This window comes from Microvirga medicaginis, from assembly GCF_052658925.1.
Genome location: NZ_JBQWEL010000008.1, coordinates 38,525 through 58,609 on the forward strand (window position 1 = coordinate 38,525; position 20,085 = coordinate 58,609).

The following is a 20,085-nucleotide window of genomic DNA, read 5'->3' on the forward strand; positions in this document are numbered from 1 at the left end:
TCACGACTTCATATCACGACTTGCGCGCGGCCTTCTCGGCGAGCCCCGATTGCGCGGTGCGGCGCTCCAATTCGGCCATGACTTCACTTAGCGGAATATTGGCGCCCTGCAACACGACCAAAAGGTGATAGAGCACGTCCGCCGCTTCCGCCGTCAGGTTCTGCCGGTCGCCCTGGACGGCGGCGAGCGCCGCCTCCACAGCCTCCTCCCCCAGCTTCTTGGCCGCTTTTGCAGGCCCTTCGCTCAGGAGCTTGGCCGTATAGGACTCGGTCGCCGGTGCCGCGGCACGCTGGGCCACGATGCGGGCGAGGTCGTCGAGGGTGAAGGAGGTCATGGTTGAACTAGCCCGGCAGCGTTACGACAAGAGGACCATTACGGGTGGCGACGACCGTATGCTCGTATTGGACCGTTGGCGCGCGCGGGTCGCTGAGCAGCGTCCATTCATCGTCGCCGTCGGTTGCCCAGTTCGCGCCCAGGGACAGGAAGGGCTCCACTGTGAAGACGAGGCCCTCATTCATGATCCGCCGCTCGGAGCGGTCCGGCCAAGTGGGAATCTCCCCCGGCTCCTCATGCAGGGAATAGCCGATGCCGTGGCTCGCCAGGTTACGAACTAAGGTATAGCCGTTCTTCTCCGCAAATTTCCCGATGGCTTGGCCGATTCCGGCAATCGGCTTGTCGGCACCGACTTGGCGCAAGCCGACCCACATGGCGCGCCGGCCGTCCCGGCATAGCCGCTTGACGGCATTCGTGGTCGGCGGGACCGCGAAGGAAGCGCCGGTATCGGCATAGACGCCGTTCTTTTCCGCCGAGATATCGATGTTGACGAGGTCGCCCGCCTCGATCCGGCGGGATCCGGGAATGCCATGGGCGATCTGCTCGTTCACGCTGATGCAGGTTGCGCCGGGAAAATCATAAATTATTTCCGGGCCCGGACGAGCGCCGGCTTTCTCAAGAAACTGCCGCCCGATCGTATCGAGCTCCGCCGTCGTCATACCGGGCTCGAGCGCCGCAGCCATGGCCTCAAGGGTATTGGCGACGATCCTGCCGATTTCCTGGAGCTTGTTCAGATCATCCTCGTTGGAGATCGTCATTCGCTAAATCCCTTCCCTTTGTCTTACCGGGGACGGTTGGCTGCGATTGTCGTGAAGGCCGCGCTCAATGCCGATTTGCAGCGCTCTGCGCTGGTTCATCCAACCGCATCTTCAGACCTGCCTTCGCCATGTAGCCCTTCGCCTCGCCGATCGTGTGCGTGCCGAAATGGAAGATGGAAGCTGCGAGCACGGCGCTGGCATGGCCGTCCTTCACGCCATCGACCAGGTGATCGAGATTGCCGACGCCGCCGGAGGCGATGACGGGCACGGACACGGCATCCGCAATGGCGCGCACGAGCGCGAGATCGTAGCCGCCCTTGGTGCCGTCCCGGTCCATGGAGGTGACGAGGAGTTCGCCGGCCCCGAGTTCGGCCACCTGCTTCGCGAAGGCGATGGCATCGATGCCGGTGGGGTTACGCCCGCCATGGGTGAAGATTTCCCAGCGCGGTTCTTCCCCCTCACCCGAGACCTTCTTCGCGTCGATAGCGACGACGATGCATTGCGCACCGAATTTCTCCGCGGCCTCGCGCACGAAGTCCGGGTTCTTCACCGCTGCGGTGTTGATCGACACCTTGTCGGCCCCGGCGAGCAGCAGCTTGCGGATATCCTCCACATTGCGCACGCCGCCGCCGACGGTGAGCGGCATGAAGCAGGCTTCCGCCGTGCGCTGCACCACGTCGAGCAGGATTCCCCTCGCCTCGTGGCTCGCGGTGATGTCGAGGAAGCAGAGTTCGTCGGCGCCGGCCGCATCATAGGCCTTCGCGGCTTCCACCGGATCGCCCGCATCGACAAGATCGACGAATTGCACGCCCTTCACGACGCGCCCGTCCTTCACATCGAGGCAGGGAATGAGACGCACTTTCAGCATCAGGCATTTTCCTTGCGCACGGCGCGCAGCAGCGCCAGCGCTTCGACCGGATCGATGCGCCCGTCATAGAGCGCGCGGCCGGAAATGGCGCCGTTGAGCACGGCGCAATCGGGTTGGGTCAGACGCTCGATATCGGCCATGGAGGCCAGACCGCCCGACGCGATGACCGGGATCGAAACGGCGCGGGCGAGGCCCAGCGTCATCGGGAAGTTGAGGCCTTTCAAGATGCCGTCGCGGGCGATGTCCGTGTAGATGATTGCGGCCACGCCTGCATCCTCGAAGCGGCGTCCGAGTTCCTCGGCCGAGAGGGTCGAAGTCTGCGCCCAGCCCTCTACGGCGACGAGGCCGTCCTTCGCGTCGATGCCGACCGCGATCTTGCCCGGATGGAGCCGTGCCGCCTCGCGCACGAAGGCCGGGTCGCGCACGGCGGCCGTGCCGATGATCACGCGGGTCACGCCCTTCGCGAGCCAGCCCTCGACGGTCTTCATGTCGCGGATGCCGCCGCCGAGCTGCACGGGGATCGTCACGCGCTTGAGGATTTCTTCCACGGCGGAGGCATTCATCGGCTTGCCGGCGAAGGCCCCGTCGAGATCGACCACGTGCAGCCACTCGAAGCCCTGAGCCTCGAAGGTCGCCGCCTGATCGGCCGGATCGTCGTTGAAGATTGTCGCCTGGTCCATGTCGCCCTGGATCAGGCGAACGCAGCGGCCTTCCTTCAGATCGATTGCGGGATAAAGGATCACGGGCGCCACCTCAGGAAATTGGCAATGAGCCTGAGGCCGAGCGCCTGGCTCTTTTCGGGGTGAAATTGGGTGCCGACGATGTTGTCGCGTCCGACGATGGCCGTGACCGGCCCGCCGTAATCGGTGGTGGCGACCACATCGTTCGGATCGTTCGGCGTCAGCGCATAGGAATGCACGAAATAGGCGTGCAGACCGTCTGGTCCGGTGGGAATGCCGTCCATCAGCGGATGGGGCTTTGCCAGGGTGAGGGTGTTCCAGCCCATATGGGGGATCTTGAGCGACGGATCCTTCGGCTCGATCGCCTTCACGTCGCCATGGATCCAGTCGAGGCCATAGCTGGTGGTGTGCTCAAGGCCGCGCGTGGCCATGAGCTGCATGCCCACGCAGATGCCGAGGAAGGGACGCCCCTCCTCGCGCACGACGCGCTGGAGAATCTCCACCATGCCGGGCACGGAATCGAGGCCGCGGCGGCAATCGGCGAAGGCGCCGACGCCCGGCAGCACGATCCGGTCGGCTTGTCCGACGAGGGCCGGGTCGGAAGAGACGGTAATGGTCTGGTCGAGGCCTGCCTCGCGGGCCGCGCGCTCAAAGGCCTTGGCGGCTGAGTGCAGGTTGCCGGACCCGTAATCGATGATGACGACGCTCACCGGGGACGCTCCGCATCGGGGAAGAGGCCGATCACCGGGTCGGGCCTCCGGAGGGTGGATGGAACCGGCGCGGGGGCCGGATTGCGGGTCAGGACCGAGGCGGGACGCTGCGCCAGCCAGCGGGCAAAAGCCTTGGCTTCGGCCTCATCCTGGTCGTCGGCAGCGACCACATCGGCCAAGCCAAGTCCACGGCGCGCGAGGGTCCAGCGCCTGAGGCTGTTCGCCTCAAGGCCGATCAGCGCCTGCAGGAGCAGCATCGCCACGGTGCCGGCGCCCTTGTGCACGTTCAACACCTCCAGGAGGCCGCCGAAGGCGAAGACGATCACGAGGACGGCAAGGCCGGCAAGCCAGAGCCGGTGGACGAAAAACCAGAGGAAGGTGAAGAGGAACGCGCCCCAGGAGAACGCATCCTTCACGAGCTCCGACTCCTCCAAAGCAGCCGGATCACCTGGCCGCGCATCGCGCGGAAGGTGCAGGGTATAGGTGGTCATGGCGTCGTTTCCTCAAACCTTGTCCAGCAAGGCGGGATTAATCCGGCCGGACAAGGGTCTCTTGCTTGAACTTAGAGCACCTTTTCGTCGCATCTTTCCACGCAAAACCGCTTCGCACTTTTGCGTCCGATGCTCTAGAGCGTGCCCTTGGTGGAGGGAACGCGCCCCTCTTCCCTTGGGTCCACGGCCACGGCCTGACGCAAGGCACGTGCCAAACCCTTGAAGCAGCTCTCGGCGATGTGGTGGCTGTTCTCCCCGTAGAGCGTCTCGACGTGGAGCGTCAGCCCCGCCTGCACGGCGAAGGCCTGGAAGAACTCGCGCACCAGTTCGGTGTCGAATGCGCCGATCTTCTCCGTGGGGAAGGAGGTGCGGAAGACCAGGAACGGGCGGCCGGAAATATCGAGCGCGATCCGCGTCAGCGTCTCGTCCATCGGCAGATGGATGTCCGCATAGCGGGTGATGCCCTTTTTATCGCCAAGCGCCTTCAGGATGGCCTGGCCCAGCGCGATGCCGGTGTCCTCCGTCGTATGATGCTGGTCCACATGCAGATCGCCCGTCACCTTCACGGTCAGGTCGAAGAGACCGTGGCGGGCAAAGAGTTCCAGCATATGGTCGAGGAAGCCGACCCCCGTGGAGATCTCGGCCTTGCCGGTGCCATCGAGGGCAATCGACACGGCCACATCGGTCTCGGCGGTGCGACGGCTGACGCTCGCGGAGCGCATCATGAATGTCCTTTGCGGAGTGTGAGACGCACGCCTTCTACCAAGACCGCGCGAGAAACGCTACCCGCGTTGCTTTTGCCCGTTGAGTGATTAAGTCAGGGTCCAAACGATTTTTAACCCTCTCCCCGTCCGCTGGAGTTCGCCTCGTGTCCGAAGACGCCACCCCCCGCAGCATGCATGCCACCACGATCCTCATGGTCCGCAAAGGCAATCGCGTCGTCATCGGCGGTGACGGGCAGGTCAGCTTGGGTCAGACCATCGTGAAGGGCAATGCCCGAAAGGTGCGCCGCCTGTCCAAGGGCGGGGTCATCGGCGGCTTTGCCGGCTCGACGGCCGACGCCTTCACTCTCTTCGAGCGGCTGGAGGCCAAGCTCGAGCAATATCCCGGCCAGCTCACCCGCGCCTGTGTGGAGCTCACCAAGGACTGGCGCACCGACCGCTACCTGCGCCGCCTGGAAGCGATGATGCTTGTCGCGGACAAGGAGGTGGGCCTGCTGCTCTCCGGCGCCGGCGACGTGCTGGAGCCGGAAAACGGCATCGCGGCCATCGGCTCCGGCGGCAATTACGCGCTCGCCGCCGCGCGGGCCTTGGCGGATTCCAGCATGGATGCGGAAGCCATCGTCCGCCGTTCTCTCGCGATTGCGGCCGAGATCTGCGTCTACACGAATTCGAACATCGTCATCGAGACGCTGGAAACAGCATAGTTTTATCCGGAACTCGGACCCCTCCCCTCCGGCACGGATGCCTTGGAAGATCAGTTCATGACCACATTCTCTCCCCGTGAAATCGTTTCGGAACTCGACCGTTACATCGTTGGCCAGAATGACGCGAAGCGCGCCGTCGCTATTGCCCTGCGCAACCGCTGGCGGCGTCAGCAGCTCGAAGGCAGCCTTCGTGAAGAGGTGGCGCCGAAGAACATTCTGATGATCGGCCCCACCGGCTGCGGCAAGACGGAGATCTCCCGCCGCCTCGCCAAGCTCGCGGGCGCACCCTTCATCAAGGTTGAGGCAACGAAGTTCACGGAAGTGGGCTATGTGGGCCGGGACGTGGAGCAGATCGTGCGCGATCTGGTCGAGATCGGCATCGGCCTCGTGAAGGACGAGCGCCGCCGTCAGGTTCAGGCCAAGGCCCATGTGGCGGCGGAAGAGCGCGTGCTCGATGCTCTCGTCGGGGCCACCGCCAGTGCCGCGACGCGCGATGCGTTCCGCCGGAAGCTGCGCGCCAACGAGCTCGACGACAAGGAAATCGAGATCGAGCTGCAGCAATCGGGCGGGGGCGGCATGCCCATGTTCGAGATTCCCGGCATGCCGGGCGCATCGGTGGGTGCGATTAATCTCTCCGACATGTTCGGCAAGGCCTTTGGGGGGCAGCGCAAGACGCGCCGCACCACGGTTCAGGAAGCCTATGAGCCGCTGGTGACGGAAGAGGCCGACAAGATGCTCGATCAGGACGCCATCGTGCAGGAGGCCCTGCGCCAGGTGGAAAACAACGGCATCGTCTTCCTCGACGAGATCGACAAGATCTGCGCCCGGGAAGGCCGTTCCGGTGCCGACGTGTCGCGCGAAGGCGTGCAGCGCGATCTGCTGCCGCTGATCGAAGGCACCACCGTTTCCACCAAATATGGACCGGTGAAGACGGACCATATTCTCTTCATCGCATCAGGCGCGTTCCACGTCTCGAAGCCGTCTGATCTTCTGCCCGAATTGCAGGGCCGTCTGCCGATCCGCGTGGAGCTTTCGCCGCTCACCGTGGAGGATTTCAAACGCATCCTCACCGAGACGGAAGCGAGCCTCATCAAGCAATCCGTGGCGCTGATGAAGACGGAAGGCGTGAACCTGAGCTTCTCGGACGATGCCATCGACGCGCTGGCTCAAGTTGCGGTTGAGGTGAACAACACCGTTGAGAACATCGGTGCTCGGCGCCTGCAGACGGTGCTGGAGCGGGTGCTGGACGATATCTCCTTCACCGCTCCGGACCGTTCGGGCGAGACGGTGACGATCACGGCGGAATACGTGCGCGGCGAAGTGGAAACGCTTGCCAAGAATACGGATCTGAGCCGGTTCATTCTGTGATCCGAGAACACCCCTTCTCCGCCATCCCCGGACTTGATCCCGGGATCAGTCTCGGCCATCCCGATTGGAAAGGCGCGGCGCACTACCCAATCGGGATCACCGGCACAGGGCCGGCGATGACGTGTCGGTCAGGAAGTCCTCACTTTTTCGCGAGACGCGTTAGACAAAAATGCCGGTCCGGGGAACGACCTCCTGTGTGATGCGTTCGCCCCTCGAGACAGGACGACTTGAAGGAGTACCCCATGCGTAAGATGCTCATGGCTCTTGCCGCGACTGCGGCTCTCGGCACCTTCGGCCTCAATACCCCCGCTTCGGCGGTCGAGGCGCAGGCCGCTCCCGTGAACGAACTCGTTGCCGCCATTCAGAAGGGCGATGTGAAATCGGATTACGTGCAGTATCGCCGGTACTATTACCGCGGCGGTCCCCGCTATGTGGAGCGTCGCTACTACGGCCGTCCTTATTATGGACGCCGCTATGGCTACTATCGCCGTGATCGCGGCAATGCCCTGGCCGCCGGCGCTCTGGGCCTCGCCACGGGCGCCATCATCGGCGGCGCGATCGCCCAATCGCAGGCAGCTCCGGTCTATCGTGGCAACGCCTATTGCGCACAGCGCTACCGCTCCTACGATCCGGCCTCGGGCACCTATCTGGGGTATGACGGCCTTCGTCATCCCTGCCCGTAAGACGGGTGAGGTGAGAAAATTGAAGCGGGCTTTCGGCCCGCTTCTTTTTTGCCGCGAAGATTTACTTCGCCGCGATGACGGCGATCTCGACCTTGAATTGAGGAGCTGCCAGCTTCGCCTCGACGGTGGCGCGGGCGGGAGTATTGCCGGGGGAGACCCAGGCGTCCCACACGGCGTTCATCTCCTGAAACGTGCTCATGTCAGTGAGCCAGATATTGGTCATCAGGATCTTCGACTTGTCGGTGCCGGCTTCCGCCAGCAGACTGTCGATGATCGCGAGAATTTCCTGCGTCTGCTCGGTGACGCTCTTGCCTGCAGCCTGATTGGCGACCTGGCCTGCGAGATAGACCGTGTTGCCGTGAACGACGGCGCCGCTCATGCGGGGACCGGGATTGATGCGTTGGATCGTCATGATACGCCCCTTCTCAAAACTATGCCCGCTTGTCCGATGTGCGGGCATTGTGGTCAAGAGGGCTCTTGAGAACATTGCTGTTCGAAGTGGGGACACCAGACCCGCCGACGATCATCTTCAGGTTGCAAAAATCGAACTCGGCCTTTACCGATAGGATACAAAGTGACGGGGTCGAGAATGGCGAAGAAGAGTCCTAATGCTGGCGACAGACATGTCGGCATGCGTATTCGGATGCGGCGCACGGTTTTGGGCATGAGCCAAGAACGCCTAGGAGAGCTTCTTGGGATCACTTTTCAACAGGTTCAGAAATACGAGAAGGGTACCAATCGCATCGGCACAGGCCGCTTGATCAATATCGCAGAGGCTTTGAGCGTCCCGATAACGTATTTCTTTGAAGGCTATGCAAAGATCGCCTCCGACGACAACGTCGAAGGCGATCTTTCGCAGATAATGGAGACGCGCGAGGGTCTTGCTTTAGCGCGGGCCTTTGCCCGGATGACAGATCCGACTATCCGCCAGAGCTTCGTTAATATGGCCGAGGCCATTGTCCGTATTAAGCCTTCATAGGAAGCGATTGAATCCTTACCATGATCAAGTGGCACGACCTCTCTGGCTTTTAGACCCCGTATTCCTCGACACTCGGCTCCGAGCTGTATGCTCTTCGCCCCAACCAATCGCATCGGGCAATTTTCGTGCGGCGTCCAAAGCCTGGGCGAGGCCTTTCACAGACTGAATTTCCTCCGGTGAAAAGCTTCGGATGATGTCAACGGCTTGAGCCCAAAACTGGAGAATGACGATCTCCTTCTCAGGGCTGATTTTGATGGATTGGCGCGTCATCGTTCACCCCGCGAGACGCATTGGCCCAGTCTGCTGCGGCTGAATCAAGACACGGCGGCTGTCACCTCGCATCTCCTGAAGGCGCAACAGAGTGCGTCGGTCAAACGATGCTGTTACGGCGACGACATCCTGACCGCCTACTGATTGCGGAAGCCCGAGCGGAATGGTTCGAAAATGAAGCTGCACAAGCCGCAGGAGCCATAGTGGATTCATTTCGATAATGATGGTGTTGATCCCGCTCTCCAGGCCCCACTCCACAATACCCGAAAGCAGTGCATTGGCGACCGGACTGAGTGCCCTGCCTCGCTCGCGATGCGCCGGTTCAACGCAGTAACGCGTCCATTCCCAAATATGCGCACCAACGGGACGCTCGTCTTCGCATAATTGCGGTAAGACATCTGAAAGCAGGTGTGGCCGAGTCGAAGGCAACATACGCTGATAACCCAGCACCTTTCCATCGGCAATGCAGAGCATATGGACGGCATGTTCATTGTCGAACTGATCGATCTCGCGCCCATCCGGCTTGGCCAGATCGGTCCATTTCATTTCATCGACAAAGATGCGGTGGCGCAGCCGGTAGGCCTGTTCCATTTCCTCCTGATAGAGGTGCATATTCTGTGGTGTTACGATGTGAATCACGATCGCCCCCTTCGTTTGCGATGGAGGCATTGTGCCGATCGGCCGAAACCACAAAAGTACGCTTTTCCGTACTCTCTATACGATGAGCTATAAGATGAGGCTCTGACGCAGCGCCTCGGCGACGGCGTGAGTTCGACTTGCCGCTCCGAGTTTCGAGCGGGCCGAGCGCATGTGCTTGTCGACGCCGTGCTCGGAAATGCCCATCTTGTCACTGATATCGCCGTCGGACAGACCCTCCGCTGCCCATTGGAGGGCTTGTCGCTCGCGTGGTGACAGGCTGGTCACCCTCCGCTTCGGGGATTGGCGCAACGGCAGAGCACGGCCCAGGGCGTAAGTTGCAACGAGGGAAAGCATAGGTTTTTCTTCCGGCGCGATCTCCAGGCATTCGCCGGCGAGCGAAAATCCGGCGACCTCTCCCTCAAGGGTCACGAGCGGGATCGTATACCCTTCCCTGAGCTTGAACTCGCCGGCTTCCGCCATTATGCGTCGCGCGGCCGAATCGGACCGGTATTTCGGCTCCAGCTCGCTCCACAGGAACGACGTCGTTGCACACTGAACCTGTTCGATCGTGGGATCGCGAAAAAGGTAACCGTGCGAGAAGTAGCGGCGGGCCCATTCTTCGGGCCAAGCATTCATGACGACATGTGAGAGCTGCGTTTGCCGGTCGGCTCCGGGGGCTGGAATCAACCCGGCGAGGATGCGCTCGACACCAAAGCGGCGCGTGATAGTCAACAGGAGCGTGCAAACCTCTTCCGGGTTTCGCGCCTGGTCGAGCTTCTGGATGAAAGCGATCGTCTCGCTGAGGGATCTGCCCGCCATATCCGCTCTCGGTTTTCGAGCACTTTGCGGCACGGCCCCGGCGGACGTCAATATTAATAATATATCGATTAAGTCACGAATTGTGAAAGGCGGTAAGGCGCCTTCAGGTCAGGATCAGTAGAGCGTCGTCTTCTGCCGCTCGGGGAGGGCCCTGTCGTAGGCCTCGCCATCGAAGCGGTTCTGGCTCACGGCGGCAAGAATCTGGCCGGCGCTCGGCAGGCGCTCACGCGCCACATGCTTTTGCGGATTCCACAGCTCCGAGCGCAGGATCGCGCGGGCACATTGGAAATAGACCGTCTCGATCGTGATCGCGATCACGGATTTCGGCGCCTTGCCGTCAACAGCGAAGCTCTGGAGAAGCGCAGGCTCGACGGAAATCACTGCAAGCCCATTCACGCGCAACGTTTCGCCGATGCCCGGGGTCAGGAAGAGCAGCCCGACCTGCGGGTTGCGCACGATGTTGCGAAGCGAATCGAGGCGATTGTTGCCCCGGCGGTCCGGCATCAGCAGAGTCTTTTCATCCTGCACGCGCACGAAACCGGGGCCATCGCCACGCGGAGAGCAATCGAGCCCCTCGGGCCCATGTGTCGCCAGCGCCACGAAGGGCGAGGCCTCGATGAAGGCGCGGTATTCCGGGATGATGCGGCCGGCCTCTTTCAGGAGCGAGGCTTCGGAAGGCTCGCCGTAGAGCGCCTCGAGTTCGGCGATGCTGGAGATCATGGCCGGCATGCAGAGCCTCTCCTGATGTTGGATGCGGTCAAGGCATAGCCTTCCCTCGCCCTGACCGCAACGGAGGGATGCAGGATGAAATCTTGTGCCTTCGCAAGGGGTGTGAAACAGGTGGTTTCCTCAAGGAAGCGCTCATGACCTCTGCCATCGACATCACCGCCAAAGACGCCAAGCGCCCGCCTTACATGGGATATGCCATGGCGGCTGTGGGCGCGACGCTGTTCGCCACCAAAGGCATTCTGATCAAGCTCGCCTATGCCCAAGGAATCGACGCGGAAACGACGCTGGCCCTGCGCATGATTCTGGCCTTGCCGTTCTATCTCGTCATCGGCACGCATGCGGTCATGAGCCAGAAGGCGAAAGGGCAAAACTTGCCGGGGAGAGGTCTGCTCCTGCGGGCCTTCGGCGTCGGTCTTATCGGCTATTGGATTTCGAGCTATCTCGACTTCAAAGGCCTTGAATACATCTCGGCCCATTTCGAGCGGCTGATCCTCTTCACCTATCCGCTCTTCGTGGTTTTGTTCGGCGCAGCCTTCTTCCGTCAGCCGATCAAGCCGAAGGCGTTGCTCGCCTTCGCGGTGAGCTATGGAGGCCTTGCGCTTCTCTTCGCGCAGAACTTCTCCACCTTCGGCGCGAGCACCATGAACGGCGCTCTCTACGTGCTTGCGGCCGCTGTCACCTTCGCGCTCTACCAGCTCTTTGCGAAGCCCATCATCATGAAGGTCGGCCCGCAACTCTTCACCTGCATTGCCATGGGCGCGGCGGGCATCGCCGTCATCCTGCAGTTCCTGGTGACGCATCCTTTCGAGACGATCCTGGTTTCGCCCTCTCTGTGGGGCCTGGGGCTGGCGCTCGCTTTCGGCGCAACGGTGCTGCCGTCATTTTTCTTAAGCGCTGCGCTGAAACAGATTACCGCTCAGGCCAACGCCACAATCGGCATGCTCAGTCCCGTGGTCACCATCGTGCTCGCCATGGTGGTTCTGGGGGACGCGGTGAGCGGCACGGATTGGCTCGGCGCCGCTCTCGTCATCCTCGGCATCGGCTGGTTCACCCTGTCCGAGCGGAAGGGCTGATTCTTAACAAAGAACGGACGCACTCGCGATCCAGCGATAGTGATTTGACAATCCTTGAGGTGCGGCATCTGCCTATCAGCAGTTCCACACTTGTGCTCCCTTGAAAGGAGCGGGAGACAGGAGGGTCTCCAGGAGGCGCATGCAGCACGATCAGGCGAGACCGGCTCTTGAGAGCACTCCTGCCGCGATCCCATTTCGCTGGCGTGACGTGCGCTTGGCGACGGGCCTCGTCCTCGGCCTTTTTCTGCTCACCCATTTCGGCAATCATGCTCTGGGCCTCATTTCTCTTGAAGCGATGGAAAAGGGGCGGGGGTGGTTCAATCTTCTCTGGCGAAATCCGCTCGGAACTGTCCTGCTCTACGGAGCGCTGCTGATTCATTTTCTGATGGCGCTCCAGGCGCTCTACAGGCGGCGAACCCTGCGAATGCCTTGGAGAGAGGCGACGCAATTGCTTTTAGGGCTTTCGCTTCCGTTTCTGGTGATTTCGCATGTGGTGGCGACCCGGGTCGAATGGAGCCTGACCGGCTGGGCCTCGGGCTATCCTGAAGTGATCCGCAATCTCTGGATCAGGGCGCCCGAGATCGGTCTTCGGCAGAGCATTGCCCTCGTCGTTGCGTGGCTTCACGGGTGCTTGGGAATCTTCTTCTGGCTGCGCGCGAAAACCTGGTTCTCCCGTTATGCCCTGCTGCTCTACACAGGTGCCATTCTCGTGCCGGTGCTCGCTTTGCTCGGCTTCGTATCGGCGGGCAAGGAGATCGCCAGGGCTCCGGACCAATTTGGGCCCGCCATGCGGGTTGCATCATCGGCCGCCGAGACGCTCGCCAATATCAATACGGGTCTTTATGCGTCCTTCGCGGCGCTCATCGCGGGCACGCTCGCTGCGCGCGTCGTCCGCAGGACTCTGCTGCAGTCGCAAAGAGTTCGGATCATCTATCCCAACAATCAGATCGTCAGCGTGCCTCTCGGCTTCAGCGTGCTGGAAGCGAGCCGGATCGCAGGCATCCCGCATATCTCCGTCTGCGGCGGGCGAGGGCGCTGTTCCACGTGCCGCGTGCGTGTCGTCGGCGGTGAAGAGGGACAACCGCCTCCCAGCGGCCAGGAGCGCGGAACCCTGGCGCGGATCAAGGCCGGGCCCGATGTGAGGCTCGCCTGCCAGTTCAGGCCGGTTCACGATGTCGCGGTGGTGCCGATCCTGTCGACGAGCCGCAACGGCCTGACATCTCTGGTGCGGGGCGGCAGGGCGCAGGGGCAGGAACGCGAGATCGCAGTCCTCTTCTGCGACCTGCGTGGATTCACGAGCCTGGCGGAACGGCATCTGCCCTTCGACACGGTCTTCATCCTCAACCGCTATTTCGAGATGGTGGGCGAATGCGTGGAGAATGCCGGCGGCCATATCGACAAGTTCATCGGTGATGGGGCGTTGGCTCTCTTCGGCTTGAAGACGACATCGCAGGAAGCGGCCAAACAGGCCATCGATGCGGCCTTGAGGATTCGCGCAGGGCTCACCGCTCTCAACAGGCAATATGCGAGCGAATTCGAGAAGCCGTTGCAGATCGCCATGAGCCTTCACGCAGGCCCTGCCATCGTCGGCGAGATGGGTTACGGTCAGGCGACGAGCCTGACCGCCGTGGGCGATACCATCAATGCCGCAAGCCGCCTGGAGGGTCTGGCCAAGGATCTCGATGTGGAGCTCGTGATCTCGCAGGACGTTGCCGTTCGTGCCGGGCTCGATCTTTCAAGCCGCGAACGGCGCACGATCCCCCTTCGAGGTCGTGCCGCTCCGATCGACAGCTGGATCATTCCCGAGGTGAGCGAATTGGCCCGCTGATTGTCTTCGCAAAAACATGAAAAGGCGCACTCCGAGCGCAAGGGCCGATCCCGCGCTCCAGTACAGCAATCCATCCTATGCATTCCCGATCAGGACGCCCGCTCCGAAAACCAGCGCGCCGCCGAGCACCACCTGGAAGGCGGCGCGCAGGAAGGGCGTCTCCATATAGCGGTTCTGGATGAAGGCGATGGCCCAGAGCTCCACGAACACCACGGCGGCGGCGATGATCGTTGCGGTCCAGAAATGCGGGATGAGGTAGGGCAGGGCGTGGCCGAGGCCCCCGATAGCGGTCATGATCCCGGAGGCCAGACCGCGCTTGACGGGCGAGCCGCGTCCGGAGAGTCTGCCGTCATCGTGGGCTGCTTCCGTGAAGCCCATGGAGATGCCGGCACCCACCGAGGCCGAGAGGCCGACGAGGAAGGTCTGCCAGGTATCCTGCGTGGCAAACGCCGCCGCAAAAATGGGAGCGAGCGTCGAAACCGAGCCGTCCATGAGGCCCGCCAGGCCCGGCTGGACGTAAGTCAGGATGAATTGCCGCCGCTCCGTCTGGGCCTCTTCCTCCTTCACCGATTCCGGCGTGTAGGCGAGGTCGAGCCGGCGGGCGAGGGATTCATGGCCCTGCTCCGCCGTCGCCAGATCTCCCAACAGCTTACGGGTCGAGGCATCCTTGGTGCGCTTGGCGGCTTCCACATTGAACCGATAGGCTTGTGCCTCCATGGTCTCGGCGGCGGTGCGCACCTTCTCGATGCCGAGCGGGCGCACGAGCCAGTCGGGCTTTCTCTCGTAATAGCCGCGCACATGCTCGCGGCGGATCAACGGAATCGTCTCGCCGAAACGCCTGCGGTGCAGCTCGATCAGCGCCGCCCGGTGCCCGTCCTCCTCGGCCGCCATCTCGTCGAAGACCTTGGCCGATTGGGGAAAGGACTCGCGCAGGCCCTCGGCATAGGATCGATAGATCCGCGCGTCGTCCTCTTCCGAGGAAATCGCAAGGGCGAGGATTTCCTGTTCGCTGAGAGAGTCGAAGGGGCGGCGGTCGAAGCCGAAGACGCGAGAGAGCATGCCGGGAAGCCATGTTTAGAATAATTCTAAATATCGCCCCTCGACCAGAGCGTCAATCGCGCCAAGCTCGATCCTCGTGAAGAGCGCAACAAAAAAGCGCGGCTTTCGCCGCGCTTCCTGATCTTTCCCGAGAACCGAGAGGCCTACTCGCCCGCAGCCTTCTGCTGGTCGCGCTGGGCCTTTTCGGCTTCGCGCTCGGCCTTGAGCTGCTCGGTGATGTCCTCGCCGGTCTCCTGGTTCACGACCTTCATGGAGAGGCGGACCTTGCCGCGCTCGTCGGTACCGAGGAACTTCACCTTCACCTTGTCGCCTTCCTTGACGACGTCCGTCACCTTGGCGACGCGGTTCTTGGCGAGCTCCGAGATGTGCACGAGGCCATCGCGGGAACCGAAGAAGTTCACGAAGGCGCCGAACTCCATCACCTTCACGACCGTGCCGTCGTAGATCATGCCGACTTCCGGCTCCGCCACGATGGAGCGGATCCAGTTGTAGGCGGCCTTGATCGACTTGCCGTCGGCCGAGGCGATCTTGATGAGGCCGTCGTCGTTGATGTCGATCTTTGCGCCGGTCTTCTCCACGATCTCGCGGATGACCTTGCCGCCCGAACCGATGACCTCGCGGATCTTGTCGACCGGGATCTGCATCGTCTCGATGCGCGGCGCGTGCTCGCCGAGCTCGGCGCGCGGAGCGGTCAGGGCCTTGTTCATCTCGCCCAGGATGTGAGCGCGACCTTCCTTGGCCTGATCGAGCGCGACGCGCATGATCTCCTCGGTGATGCCGGCGATCTTGATGTCCATCTGGAGCGACGTGATGCCCTGGTCGGTACCGGCCACCTTGAAGTCCATGTCGCCGAGGTGATCCTCGTCGCCGAGGATGTCGGACAGAACCGCATAGCGCTCACCCTCGAGGATGAGGCCCATGGCGATGCCCGCCACCGGACGGCGCAGCGGAACGCCCGCATCCATCAGGGCCAGCGAAGAGCCGCAGACGGTGGCCATGGAGGACGAGCCGTTCGACTCCGTGATCTCCGACACGACGCGGATCGTGTAGGGGAACTCGTGGGAAGCCGGCAGCATCGGGTGGATGGCGCGCCAGGCGAGCTTGCCGTGGCCGATCTCGCGGCGGCCGGGTGAGCCCATGCGGCCCGTCTCACCGACGGAGTAGGGCGGGAAGTTGTAGTGCAGCAGGAAGGTTTCCTTGCGGGTGCCTTCGAGCTCGTCGATGAACTGCTCGTCCTCGCCGGTGCCGAGCGTCGCCACCACGAGAGCCTGCGTCTCGCCGCGGGTGAAGATCGCCGAACCGTGGGTGCGCGGCAGAACGCCGACTTCCGAGAGAATCGGGCGGACGGTGCGAAGATCGCGGCCGTCGATGCGCTTGCCTTCGTCGAGGATGTTCCAGCGCACGACCTTGGCCTGGGCTTCCTTGAAGACGGCCTTCACCTTTTCGGCGTCGAACTTGGCTTCACCTTCAACCGGGCAGAGCGCGTCCATCACCTTCGCCTTCACGGCGTCGACGGCAGCGTAGCGGTCCTGCTTCTTGGTGATCTTGTAGGCTTCGCGCAGGTCCTTCTCGGCGATGTCGAGAACAGCCTTCTCGACCTCGGAGACGTCGGCCGGCTGGAAGTCGCGCGGCTCCTTGGCAGCCTTCTCGGCGAGGCGGATGATGGCCTCGATCACCGGCTGAAAGTGCTTGTGGCCGAACATGACGGCGCCGAGCATCACGTCCTCGGCCAGTTCCTTCGCCTCGGATTCCACCATGAGCACGGCGTCGGTGGTGCCGGCGACCACGAGGTCGAGCGTGGTCTGCTCCATCTCCTGGAGCATCGGGTTCAGCTTGTACTGGCCGCCGATATAGCCGACGCGTGCGGCGCCCACCGGGCCCATGAAGGGAACGCCGGAGAGGGTCAGCGCAGCAGACGCGGCGACCATGGCCACCACGTCAGGATCATTCTCGAGATCGTGCGAGAGCACGGTCACCACGACCTGAGTGTCGTTCTTGTAGCCCTCGACGAAGAGAGGGCGGATCGGACGGTCGATGAGGCGGGAGACGAGGGTCTCCTTCTCGGACGGACGGCCTTCGCGCTTGAAATAACCGCCCGGAATGCGACCGGCGGCATAGGCACGCTCCTGGTAGTTCACCGTGAGCGGGAAGAAGTCGATGCCGGCCTTCGGTTCCTTGGCGGAAACGACGGTGGCGAGCACGGTGGTCTCACCGTAGGTGGCGACCACGGCGCCATCGGCCTGACGGGCCATGTGGCCGGTTTCGAGCGTGAGCTTGCGCCCACCCCAGATCAGTTCTTCGCGTTGAGTATCGAACATGTTTCGTCTTTCATGACAGCAGGAGCGGGGGCTCGATGCCATGAGCAAGACGGCAAGAGGCTCACGCAGCGAAACAATCCGCTGTCCCAAGCCCCTTGCGATCCTGCCATGGTCATCGCGTCATCCGTCTCCTCAAAGGGACGCCGGGATTTCTTTTGTCTCACCAGCGCCGGAGCGAAAGGTCGGACGCTTTCATCCGATCCATTCGTGAATACCGGAGATGATCTTGTCTCGATCAGATCCGGAAAAACCGTCCGGAGCCGTGCTCCGGACGGAAGTCGTGTAAAAGCTTAGCGGCGGATGCCGAGCTTCTCGATCAGGGTCTTGTAGCGGCTCTCGTCCTTCTTCTTCAGGTAGTCGAGAAGCGAACGACGCGACGAGACGAGCTTCAGGAGGCCACGACGGGAGTGGTTGTCCTTCGTGTGGGTCTTGAAGTGACCGGTCAGGTTGTTGATCCGCTCGGTCAGAATGGCGATCTGCACCTCGGGGGAGCCCGTGTCGCCAGCCTTCTGCGCGAATTCCTTCACAAGCGCATTCTTGCGCTCAGCAGTGATCGACATCGCATATCCTTTCAGGTTTGCTTGTTCGTGAGGACCTTGGCCTTAAGGCTCAAGATCAGTTTCGTCCGGGAAAGGCCGGGCCGGGATGTCGTCCAGCGCGGTCTGTAACCCAAGACGGTCTTCTGAAGGGTCAGCCCTTCAGAGGCGGGCGCACCATACACGAATTGTGCATAAGTGCCAGCGGAATCGTTTTTGCCAAGGTAGGCCAAGGGGATGGCCGGTTCCGCTACGTCCGCCGCTGCAACAGCCGGAACAAGTCTTCACGGCCAATGTTGGTGAACCAGACACCCCCCAATATAGGAACCCGACACCATGACCGCCAGCACCGCAGGCATGATGGATCTGACCTCCAACGAGACCGTGAAGAACATCTTCATCACCGGGCTTCAGAACGCGCATGCGCTGGAAAAAGAAGCTCTGCAGCTGATGCAGCGCCAGCTGGAGCGATTCGAGCACTATCCAGAGATGTCGGAGCTGCTACGCACCCACATCGCCGAAACGGAGGGTCAGATTCGCCGTCTCGACGAGATGCTGCATACTTTCGGCGAGGACCGCTCGCTCCTGAAGGACATAGCCACCCAGGTGATGGCCAACATGGCTGCCGCCGGCCACATGCCGATGGCCGACGAGGTTCTGAAGAACACCTTCGCCAACCATGCCTTCGAGAACTTCGAGATTGCGTCCTACAAGTCGTTGATCACGATGGCCGAGGCTGCCGGACACCAGCGCTTCATCCCGGCGCTCCAGGAGACGCTTCGAGAAGAGGAGAAGACCGCGCAAGCCATTCGCGACATGATCGAGCCGATCACCCGCAAGTACCTGATGCGGGAAGCGCAAGGGCTGAAGGCGGACCGGTAAGACGGCTCAAAATCTCCACGTCATGGCCGTCCCCGGACTTGTTCCGGGGATCAGTCCCGGCCATTTCGCTTTGAAGAGCACTGCGCCGTCCTATCGAGATCACCGGCACGAGGCCGGTGATGATGTCGAACGTGTTTCTCAAGCGCCCAGATTGAACACCCGGTGCGGCACCAATTCGCCGCGCTCGATGTCGCCCACGGCGACAAGCACGCCATTGCACGTCGCGTAGGCTTTGCCGGCGAGAGGCGCATCGCGGCCGCGCAGGATGATGGACTGGCCGCGCATCAGGCGGTTCGCCATGTCGCGGCTGACCGCAACTGACGGAATCTCGCTGAGCGCGGTCTCAACCGGGCGCAAGGCCGCCGGGTCGGTGGTGAGATCGTCCACCGTCACCGCATCGTGCTCCGAAAACGGTCCCACGCGCGTACGCCGGAGGGCCGCGATGTGGCCGAGGCAGCCCAAGGCGCGGCCGAGATCGCGGGCGATGGCGCGCACATAGGTGCCCTTGCCGCAATCCGCCTCGATCACCGAGCGGTTGCCGTCGTGATGCACGAGCGCGAGGCGGTCGATCTCCACGGTGCGCGGTTGCAGTTCCACCACCTCGCCGTCGCGGGCAAGATCATAGGCGCGCTCGCCCTGGATCTTGATGGCCGAAAAACGCGGAGGCACCTGCTGGACCTGACCGATGAAGCGGGGCAGCAGGGCATCGATGTCGGAGGCTTCCGGCACCTTGTCCGTGCGCTCGACGATATCGCCCTCGGTGTCGTCCGTGTTGGTCTCCGCGCCCCAGGCGACGGTGAAGACGTAGGATTTGCGCCCGTCCATGATGAAGGGCACCGTCTTCGTGGCCTCGCCCAGCGCAATCGGCAGGATGCCGGAGGCCAGCGGATCGAGGGTGCCTGCATGGCCCGCCTTCTTGGCGGAAAAGCCGCGCTTGACCACCGCGACTGCATGGGTCGAGGTCATTCCGACGCCCTTGTCGAGAATGATCCAGCCGTTGACGTCGCGCTTCTTCGGGCGGTCGCCGTGAGGGCGGCGGTGAGGGCGTTCTTCGGGACGGTCTTCAATCATCGCGCTCACTCGTCGTTGTCGTCGTCGTTCACATCGATGCCGGCCTTGCCGGTATCGCGCGCCACGCGCTCCGAGCGCAGCAGCGCATCGATGCGGGCAGCCTCGTCGAAGCTCTCGTCGCGACGGAAGCGAAGGTCGGGTGCGAATTTCAGGTTCACGCGGCGGGCGACTTCCTGACGCAGAACCTTCCTGTTCTTCTCCAGCGCCTTGATCACTGCGTCCTCGTCCTTGCCGCCGAGCGGCATCACATAGGCGGTCGCGAGCTTCAGATCCGGCGACATGCGCACTTCCGGAATCGTGATCACATGCCGGTTCAGCACGTCATCCTGAAGATCGCCGCGGGAGAGCACTTCCGCCAGTGCGTGACGCACGAGCTCGGCCACGCGCTGCTGGCGCTGGGACGGGCCGGTGGTTTGTTCGAAGCGTTTTGCCATTGTCATCCTCCGGGATTGGACCGGATCATTTTTGGATGTCATGGCCGGGGTTATCCCGGCCATCTCGATTGAATAGAAATGGAGCCCATCAAAGCGAGATCACCGGGACAAGCCCGGTGATGACGCATTGT

General features: G+C 62.4%; 23 protein-coding genes. 7 read left to right on the top strand and 16 right to left on the bottom strand.

What is annotated here, in order from left to right; translation table 11 throughout:
* Nucleotides 1–13: 13 nt before the first annotated feature.
* From ACUXUR_RS12135 to hisB, 7 genes are all read right to left on the bottom strand, one after another.
* Complete coding sequence (locus ACUXUR_RS12135; protein ID WP_445502613.1) at nt 14–334, bottom strand: phosphoribosyl-ATP diphosphatase; 321 nt, start codon at nt 332–334, stop codon at nt 14–16.
* Between the two features lie 7 nt (nt 335–341).
* Nucleotides 342–1,091: a type I methionyl aminopeptidase gene (map, locus tag ACUXUR_RS12140; protein WP_445502614.1), complete on the bottom strand. Its 750-nt coding sequence runs from the start codon at nt 1,089–1,091 to the stop codon at nt 342–344.
* A 64-nt stretch (nt 1,092–1,155) separates the two neighbouring features.
* Nucleotides 1,156–1,959 (bottom strand): imidazole glycerol phosphate synthase subunit HisF, encoded by an 804-nt coding sequence (hisF, locus tag ACUXUR_RS12145; RefSeq protein ID WP_445502615.1) that lies wholly within the window; start codon nt 1,957–1,959, stop codon nt 1,156–1,158.
* Complete coding sequence (gene hisA / locus ACUXUR_RS12150; protein ID WP_445502616.1) at nt 1,959–2,711, bottom strand: 1-(5-phosphoribosyl)-5-[(5-phosphoribosylamino)methylideneamino]imidazole-4-carboxamide isomerase; 753 nt, start codon at nt 2,709–2,711, stop codon at nt 1,959–1,961. Before hisA ends, hisF begins: the two co-directional genes overlap by 1 nt.
* Nucleotides 2,699–3,349: an imidazole glycerol phosphate synthase subunit HisH gene (gene hisH / locus ACUXUR_RS12155; protein ID WP_445502617.1), complete on the bottom strand. Its 651-nt coding sequence runs from the start codon at nt 3,347–3,349 to the stop codon at nt 2,699–2,701. The genes hisA and hisH overlap by 13 nt, the downstream gene beginning before the upstream one ends.
* Complete coding sequence (locus ACUXUR_RS12160) at nt 3,346–3,840, bottom strand: DUF2628 domain-containing protein (RefSeq protein ID WP_445502618.1); 495 nt, start codon at nt 3,838–3,840, stop codon at nt 3,346–3,348. Before ACUXUR_RS12160 ends, hisH begins: the two co-directional genes overlap by 4 nt.
* 134 nt (nt 3,841–3,974) lie before the next feature.
* Nucleotides 3,975–4,562 (bottom strand): imidazoleglycerol-phosphate dehydratase HisB, encoded by a 588-nt coding sequence (gene hisB / locus ACUXUR_RS12165; protein WP_445502770.1) that lies wholly within the window; start codon nt 4,560–4,562, stop codon nt 3,975–3,977.
* A 173-nt stretch (nt 4,563–4,735) separates the two neighbouring features.
* On the opposite strand from hisB, the gene hslV reads away from it, so the two are divergent.
* The 3 genes from hslV (at nt 4,736) to ACUXUR_RS12180 (ending at nt 7,317) form a co-directional block, all read left to right on the top strand.
* On the top strand, nt 4,736–5,266 hold the full coding sequence (gene hslV / locus ACUXUR_RS12170; protein ID WP_445502771.1) for an ATP-dependent protease subunit HslV: 531 nt from the start codon (nt 4,736–4,738) through the stop codon (nt 5,264–5,266).
* Nucleotides 5,267–5,323: 57 nt separating this feature from the next.
* A complete protein-coding gene (gene hslU, locus ACUXUR_RS12175) occupies nt 5,324–6,634 on the top strand; it encodes an ATP-dependent protease ATPase subunit HslU (RefSeq protein WP_445502619.1) in 1,311 nt (436 codons plus the stop codon).
* 242 nt (nt 6,635–6,876) lie between these two features.
* Nucleotides 6,877–7,317, top strand: coding sequence for a BA14K family protein (locus ACUXUR_RS12180; protein ID WP_445502620.1), 441 nt, complete (start codon nt 6,877–6,879; stop codon nt 7,315–7,317).
* Between the two features lie 61 nt (nt 7,318–7,378).
* Here ACUXUR_RS12180 and ACUXUR_RS12185 read toward each other — a convergent pair whose 3' ends face one another.
* A complete protein-coding gene (locus tag ACUXUR_RS12185) occupies nt 7,379–7,729 on the bottom strand; it encodes a RidA family protein (RefSeq protein WP_445502621.1) in 351 nt (116 codons plus the stop codon).
* Nucleotides 7,730–7,906: 177 nt separating this feature from the next.
* Between ACUXUR_RS12185 and ACUXUR_RS12190 the strand changes: the two genes are divergently transcribed.
* A complete protein-coding gene (locus ACUXUR_RS12190) occupies nt 7,907–8,296 on the top strand; it encodes a helix-turn-helix domain-containing protein (protein WP_445502622.1) in 390 nt (129 codons plus the stop codon).
* Between the two features lie 273 nt (nt 8,297–8,569).
* On the opposite strand, the gene ACUXUR_RS12195 is transcribed toward ACUXUR_RS12190, so the two are convergent.
* From ACUXUR_RS12195 to ACUXUR_RS12205, 3 genes are all read right to left on the bottom strand, one after another.
* The gene (locus ACUXUR_RS12195) at nt 8,570–9,205 is read right to left on the bottom strand and encodes an acyl-homoserine-lactone synthase (protein ID WP_445502623.1); all 636 of its coding nucleotides are present in this window, start codon (nt 9,203–9,205) and stop codon (nt 8,570–8,572) included.
* A gap of 87 nt (nt 9,206–9,292) precedes the next feature.
* Entirely contained in the window at nt 9,293–10,024 is a 732-nt protein-coding gene (locus ACUXUR_RS12200; RefSeq protein WP_445502624.1) for a helix-turn-helix transcriptional regulator, read from the bottom strand.
* 114 nt (nt 10,025–10,138) lie between these two features.
* The gene (locus tag ACUXUR_RS12205) at nt 10,139–10,753 is read right to left on the bottom strand and encodes a pyridoxamine 5'-phosphate oxidase family protein (RefSeq protein ID WP_445502625.1); all 615 of its coding nucleotides are present in this window, start codon (nt 10,751–10,753) and stop codon (nt 10,139–10,141) included.
* Nucleotides 10,754–10,887: 134 nt separating this feature from the next.
* On the opposite strand from ACUXUR_RS12205, the gene ACUXUR_RS12210 reads away from it, so the two are divergent.
* Both ACUXUR_RS12210 and ACUXUR_RS12215 read left to right on the top strand, forming a co-directional pair.
* Nucleotides 10,888–11,826 (top strand): DMT family transporter, encoded by a 939-nt coding sequence (locus ACUXUR_RS12210; protein WP_445502626.1) that lies wholly within the window; start codon nt 10,888–10,890, stop codon nt 11,824–11,826.
* Between the two features lie 139 nt (nt 11,827–11,965).
* Nucleotides 11,966–13,654 carry an adenylate/guanylate cyclase domain-containing protein gene (locus tag ACUXUR_RS12215; RefSeq protein WP_445502627.1) on the top strand — a complete coding sequence of 563 codons (1,689 nt, stop codon included), beginning with the start codon at nt 11,966–11,968 and terminating at the stop codon, nt 13,652–13,654.
* 75 nt (nt 13,655–13,729) lie between these two features.
* Here ACUXUR_RS12215 and mbfA read toward each other — a convergent pair whose 3' ends face one another.
* The 3 genes from mbfA to rpsO form a co-directional block, all read right to left on the bottom strand.
* Nucleotides 13,730–14,713, bottom strand: coding sequence for an iron exporter MbfA (gene mbfA, locus ACUXUR_RS12220; protein WP_445502628.1), 984 nt, complete (start codon nt 14,711–14,713; stop codon nt 13,730–13,732).
* 143 nt (nt 14,714–14,856) lie between these two features.
* A complete protein-coding gene (gene pnp, locus ACUXUR_RS12225; RefSeq protein ID WP_445502629.1) occupies nt 14,857–17,031 on the bottom strand; it encodes a polyribonucleotide nucleotidyltransferase in 2,175 nt (724 codons plus the stop codon).
* Nucleotides 17,032–17,321: 290 nt separating this feature from the next.
* On the bottom strand, nt 17,322–17,591 hold the full coding sequence (gene rpsO / locus ACUXUR_RS12230) for a 30S ribosomal protein S15 (RefSeq protein ID WP_116528344.1): 270 nt from the start codon (nt 17,589–17,591) through the stop codon (nt 17,322–17,324).
* Between the two features lie 312 nt (nt 17,592–17,903).
* On the opposite strand from rpsO, the gene ACUXUR_RS12235 reads away from it, so the two are divergent.
* On the top strand, nt 17,904–18,449 hold the full coding sequence (locus ACUXUR_RS12235) for a ferritin-like domain-containing protein (RefSeq protein WP_445502630.1): 546 nt from the start codon (nt 17,904–17,906) through the stop codon (nt 18,447–18,449).
* Nucleotides 18,450–18,587: 138 nt separating this feature from the next.
* Here the strand turns inward: ACUXUR_RS12235 and truB are convergent, their stop codons facing one another.
* Together truB and rbfA are read right to left on the bottom strand one after the other, a co-directional pair.
* Complete coding sequence (gene truB / locus ACUXUR_RS12240) at nt 18,588–19,520, bottom strand: tRNA pseudouridine(55) synthase TruB (protein ID WP_445502631.1); 933 nt, start codon at nt 19,518–19,520, stop codon at nt 18,588–18,590.
* Nucleotides 19,521–19,525: 5 nt separating this feature from the next.
* The gene (gene rbfA, locus ACUXUR_RS12245) at nt 19,526–19,954 is read right to left on the bottom strand and encodes a 30S ribosome-binding factor RbfA (protein WP_445502632.1); all 429 of its coding nucleotides are present in this window, start codon (nt 19,952–19,954) and stop codon (nt 19,526–19,528) included.
* Between the last annotated feature and the right edge of the window lie 131 nt (nt 19,955–20,085).